At 53.5% G+C, this 5,880-nt stretch carries 2 protein-coding genes; both read left to right on the top strand.

Going from position 1 to position 5,880, the window contains the following annotated elements; genetic code table 11:
• On the top strand, positions 1-4,929 hold a 4,929-nt coding region (locus CX664_RS17840; RefSeq protein WP_146000120.1), incomplete at its 5' end, for an AAA family ATPase.
• Between the two features lie 301 nt (positions 4,930-5,230).
• Positions 5,231-5,880: hypothetical protein (locus CX664_RS17845; RefSeq protein ID WP_146000121.1), on the top strand; the 650-nt coding region annotated here is incomplete at its 3' end.

Genomic DNA, 5,880 nt, shown 5'->3' on the forward strand with positions numbered 1-5,880 from the left:
CCGACCCTGGCAGGGCATCTGGAGTCACTACTGGCACCTAAGCCCTATCTCTGGATTTACGGCCAGAAAAAAGTCCTGCCCAATTGCCAGCTGCATATAGTCTGGCCCGCTGACCAACTGCCTGCCCAGGGCCCATGGTTCCAGCGCTGGCAACAGCAGCAGGATACCTGGAGTGATTGCTCAGCAGGCAGTGTAGAGGCTGATAGTGTTGAGCCTGACAGTTTTGAGCCTGAAATAGCTGAGCTCGGTAAAGCTGAGTCCATTTTGGCAGAATCCATTATGGCCGCCCCCGGTTTGATCAAACCCTTTTCGTCCCGCCATCCCGATGCAATCCGGCCATTAGGCAGTCTTTTGTCCCGCATTCGGACATTGCCCCAGAGCCCGGATAAAAGTTATCCGGTCATTCCGGTTCAGGCACCGGCTGAGTTTCTGACCCTGCTGGAGGCTCAGCTCCCCATTGAACAGCAACTGGATCGCGCCGAGACTCCAGAGCCCTTCCACTGGCGTAAGGCCCTGAATAAGTTACTGGCCCATCCGGTGCGGGGTAATGTAACCATTTACAGTTTTGTCAAAGCTCAGATCAGTGCGATATTTCCGGATTCCATGGAAGATGTTGATCGTGATGGCATTGCTGCCATCCTGAACACCCTGCCAGCCCTGAAGCACCCAAAGGATCTGGCCGATCATTTCTGGCCATTGGCCCGTTATATGGCACCGGCACTGGGCGAGTGTTTGCCCGCTATTTTCGGCGAACCTTCTCCCCGCAGCACCGCGAAAATGGCCGCCATTATCCACTCAATATTCCCTCAACAGGGCATTGAGGCTGATCTTTTGCCGGTACTGAACGACAATATCCATCCCTATTCCGGCCATCGCCTGCGCCTGCTGTACGATGCCCTGCGGGTCTGTGGCAGCCAGAATATCCCGGTGCATCGGCAAGCCCGGGACTTGAACCAGCAACTGACCGCCATTAGCCAATGCCATCTCTCTGAGCCACTGGAACCGCTGCAACAGCCGCTTCAGCACGCCTTCCCGGAGCTGACAACCTCCTTGCAGACCCTGGCCTCAGATTGGCTGAAGGCCAGCTGTCATCATCATCAGCAGCAGGGCAAACGGCTTGAACAGCTCACGACCATGCTCAGACAGCATAGGATCATTGAACTCAATGGCCCGGCGGGTACCGGTAAATCCTGTCTGGCCGTCGCCACCGGACAAGCGTTACAGGAACGGCGGCAGGCATCAATGAACCGGCTTGCCGCTGGCCTACAGCCTGACCAGCAGACGGTGAAAACCCTGACCCTGGGACCGAACACCACCTGGGAAGACCTGTACGGTTCGGTCTCCCTGAAACGAGACCGGCAGGGCAATACGGTCTCTCATTCGGTACCCGGCCAGATAACGGATTGGGCCAGGAGAAGACGCCCGGGCCTACTGGTTATTAATGAAGCCAATCTGGTGCAGCACGGACTATTGTCACCACTGACCGGTTTGCTGCAATCACCTCCCCGGCTCTGCGTCAATGGCCAGACGTTCGAGCTAACAGATAACCACCGGGTTTTGTTGACCGGTAATCCGGAAAATTATCCGGGTCGGAATCTTGACCCTGAATTGCAACGCCGGATTCTGCGCCTCTACTACCGGCCGCTGCCGGAGTCCGTTCTGCAACAAGCCATCATTGAGCCACTCCTGCCGGATACCTGGCCCATGGAGCTGAGGTCCACCACTTCGGCCACCATCCTGTCCCTGCTGGCAGAGTACAGAGAACAGGTATCCACAGACTATGAGCTGACGCCAAGGGACCTGAAAGACATCATGGCCCGGTTCCGGCTGATCACGGCGGATGCACCCTGTCCCACCAGCCAGGCCCAGGTGTTGGCACTGGCTGACGAAGCGTGCGGGCAAAGTCTGGGTGGGCGGATCGATCGGGACCAACGCCCCCAATGGCAAGCGCTCAGGGATTACTGGCACAGTTCCGGTAAGGTGGACAGTTCATTGCTGGACCAGCACCAGCGGGCCTTCACACAGTTTTTCGGACAGTTGGCACTGGTGAACAAAAAGCAATCGACGCCACTGGTCATTGATACTCCGGCCACCAGAGAGTACATAAAAACCTGCTGGCAATTTCTGCAACTCAGGGAGCCGGGAAGAGTTGCCATGGTGGTGGAAGGGACTGCCGGGTGGGGTAAGGATGCCCTGTTACTGCTGACCCTGACCACCTGGCAACAGCAAACCGGTAAAGGCTTTCAGCATCTCAATGGGACACCGGACCAGTTTAACCAGTTTGTGCAGGCCTTTAACCGCGCCTGGCGTCTGGGTGAGGTATTAGTGGTCAGTGAACTCAATATCATTCCTTCCGGGCTATTGGAAGAGTTTCTTAATGACCGCTTGCCGCTGCCCCACAAGGCCGGGTTCAAATTGATAGGTACCGTTAATCCGCCCACCTATCCCGGACGGACGGCATTCCCGCCGTCATTGACCAGCCGATTTACCGGCGTTCATATCCACCATGATACCCTGGATGACTACCGGCTCAGGCTGCAAGCCATGGGGGTATCTGAGGATCTGAGTCGGTGGCTGACCGATTGCGCCAGTGCCCTTAACAATGATTTCCGACAACAACGCATTCCCCTTGAACTGACGTTGCCGCAGCTGCTGCTGGCGGCCGATCGATTGGGTAGAACCCCCATGGGTTGGTGGCCTGATGATCTGAGCTGGGAGTGGCAACCCTATCTGGAAAAAAGTTCAAGGGCATTTAAGTGGCCCTATATTCTTGTACAGTCATCAGAAAAGGGATCTTCCAGAGGTTCGGCCAAAAAATCACCGAAGGCTTTCAGTCTGGGCAGGCCCCCAGGTGCGCCCAGAAAATTTCAGGTTACCCGGTATTTTCCCGTTAAATGGCATGCCAAGCTGTATCGACTAAAACTGCTCACAGCCGATGTGACCACTGATCAGAATTTAGTTATCGGCCTGTTGCCAAGACACCTCGTGGATCAGAGTAATCTTTTGCCCCTGTTAACCGGGCGTACCGATCTGAAAACCGATGAAACCCCTGGACGCATGACACTGGAACCGGGCCGCAATTGGCAACCATTGCCATCGCTGACTCCCAACGACCGGTTGACCGGTCTGAGATCCATTCCGCAACAGACCAGGCTGGCACAAGATAGGCACACAGGCCAATACTTTCTGCGTTCCGAACTCTCGGAACCGGAGACGGTAGATTTTATTATTAAACCCGACCGGACTTACTTTCAGCCGTTAACGGCTGATGATCCCATCAACACTCAGCCCCGGCGATGCCCTCCCCTGATTAAAGTACATCTGGATCAAGAGGTGTTCAGCGGGGATCCTACTCACTTTCCGGGATACCGGAAGTTGCGGGAAATAGGGCTGATAAGAAATCTGGCTGGACGGCTGCTGGCGCTGGTCGATTGGTTCAGGACATTTTCTTACGATCGTACTTTTGACGAAACCGGCATCAGTCTGGTCAAGCAATTGTTGCAGGAGCAGCAGGGAAGCTGCCGCCACCGTGCGTTTCTATTGCAATTACTCTGTCTTTACTGGGGTATTGAAGCCCGAGTAGTAAAATCGAAATCACATGCTTTCGTTGAGGTCAGATCCCGCAATGGGTGGCGACTGTGTGATTTAGGGGGCGCTGGCAGCTCCAGTATCAGTTTTTCATCAGAGCCGGAATGGCACAATCTTTACCAGTCAGCCCCAGTGCAGCCAGTCAATTCATCTTACGGGCAGGACGGAGCCGCTGATGGTTGGAATGGGATATTGGCACTGGCCACTTCTCTGCTCCAGCAACACAATTGTACTAGATCTGAATTACCCCAAGAGGCGATAAAACCTATCCAGGACGCCTTTTTGGCAACGTTCCGGAAAAATTTCCGCCCTATCCCCATAAACAGGGGGGGATTATCAGATCGATCTTACCCAATATCGCCAGATTGCGAAGGTAATATCGATGCATTTCTGATTGCCTACCATTGGGTGCCGACACAATATTTACAAGCGGCCCGACATGCCATTGACCATTTTTCCACCCTGGCCCCACCGGAAAAAAAAGCCATTATCGACTGGAGCCACTGTATGCTCATCTGGTCAACCAGGTATCAGTCTCCCAAAGAGCATCTTTTCTGTCAGTGGTCGGAGTTTGCCTGGCAACTGTATTTGCAAAGCCCGAATGATTTTCCCGTCCTGCCTGTTCAAAGCCTGCAGACCATTATCCGGTTCAATTTTGATCATAATGGCATGGCTCAACGAATAAGCCAGCGCCTGTTTCGGGTTGAGTCCATCGGTAAAATTTATTTGAAAAATGTCTGCAACAGTCTGGGGGTTCGCAGTTTTTCACTGCTGCCCCCCTGGGAACAATTGCCACAAGTGGCGGCTACCGAGGTTTATTGGAGTCATGCCTCCCGGGGCAAACCGGATATTGCCCGACTGATCCGTGGTGAGCCCTGTTTCCCGGAAAAATCAACCTCTTACCAGGAAACCAATACCCTGATAGTGGCCGCCCGGTTTTTGATCGACAGGGCGTGGGAGACCCTCCGGCAAAGCACCAATAAACTGACCGGCACAGCCTTTCTTGAGGAACTCCCTGAGCCCCAGACCAAGAAACTTTTAGAGGATCACATCGATGATGCAGAAATTAACCGGCAGTTAATTCGCCTGATCGACGATAAACGCTCTGCTGCAATATATACCCCGGTGATATGTAACGACCTGAAAAGATTTCGGGTCTTGATCGTTGGCAACTTCGGTGAACACCGGGGAATCATCTTTGAAAGTCCGGCAGGGCAAAACTTCAACCTGATCGGCAGTGGGATTTTTTCTCCGGGTATTGCCCTGGATTGCCGGGAGTCGCTGGGAACCATAAAACGCCTGCTCAATGAACATGATGCAACTATTTTAAGCGGGAATTAGCTGTTGAGGTTTTGTTGCGCGCTTCAGCGTATCACGGCACCCCTATGACGAAGTACGGCATTGCAGGGAGGAACTTTTGCCGGTTTACACCATCCAAAGTGACTGACGGACCGCAATTACTATCAGAAAAAGTACTAATATCATGCTTCCTATTCAGCCTGGTGCCTTGGTTAATGTGCACAATGACAATCCGCAACCCAGTGATCATTCTGTTGTAACAGCTCAAAAAAGGCTGGCTAGTTCTACAGGCGATCCTTCACAGCTCAGTAAAATCCCTAAAAAAACTCCAGAAACCGGGGTTTTGTCCGTCAAAAATGAGCAGTCATATTTAGTCCAACAGGCATCAGCAGATAGTGCACATTCCAGCCCAATCCGTAACGTCACGACCATCACAGATTGCATCAGCCACCTGCAGCAATCGGTATCACCGATTGGTGATGACTTTCATTCTTGCGCATCCTTTCGTGGGAGTGAAAGGAAGGAGGAGTTGATCCGTCTCTATCGGGAAACGACAGGCATCGGGTTTTTTTTTATTATCCGGCGTCCGGACGACCTGGATCATCACCCGTTAAGAAGGCTGCACTATTATCCCGCTCCCGGACAAAAAACCGAGCGTCCCGGGCTTCTTTATCAGTCAGTGCCCATCACCCTGGTTTTCGATTGTGACAATCTCAGGCCCAGACAGCTGGCCTCATTGAATGAGCTGTTGGAGAATCCACCCCGGCTGGATGGCCCCCCCATCAGCAAGGCAGTCAGCCGGATTGTTCTGGTTAAGGACGATTTAATATACCAGCCTGACGCTCCCGGACCGGATTTCTGGCGTCGGGTATTTGCCTTGAGGAGAACCGATTTTGAAACCGTCAGTGCCACTAACCCCCGGGCCGTTGTGCCCTCCCGGTCGGTAAGCCAGCTCACGGAGCCGCCAGAGCCCGGGAGTTTGCTGATTCACTG

The organism is Endozoicomonas acroporae (assembly GCF_002864045.1).
Classification (GTDB): domain Bacteria; phylum Pseudomonadota; class Gammaproteobacteria; order Pseudomonadales; family Endozoicomonadaceae; genus Endozoicomonas; species Endozoicomonas acroporae.